This window comes from Virgibacillus sp. 7505 (genome assembly GCF_002272135.1).
Classification (GTDB): domain Bacteria; phylum Bacillota; class Bacilli; order Bacillales; family Amphibacillaceae; genus Terribacillus.
In genome coordinates this window covers 1-201 of the sequence record NZ_NPBF01000560.1, presented here as the reverse complement: position 1 = coordinate 201, position 201 = coordinate 1, and the positions used below count along the sequence as shown (strand labels likewise).

The 201-nt window shown below is 46.8% G+C and carries 1 protein-coding gene; it reads left to right on the top strand.

The features are described from left to right. The coding region (locus CHH91_RS20190) for an amidohydrolase family protein (RefSeq protein ID WP_141234311.1) at positions 1 to 201 on the top strand (201 nt) is incomplete at both ends.

The window sequence follows — 201 nt, the reverse complement described above, 5'->3', positions numbered from 1 at the left end:
CTTTAAAATACGGAATTAGCGAGCAACGGATGTTGGAGGCGATTACTGTACGGGCGGCAGAACATCTCGATATCGACGACCGTCTTGGCACGATTGAAGCAGGCAAAGATGCGGATCTTGTTATTTGGAGCGGTCCGCCATTGCAAGCGGGTACGGTTGTAAGAGAAACGTTTATAAATGGGGAATCAGTCTATACTAATT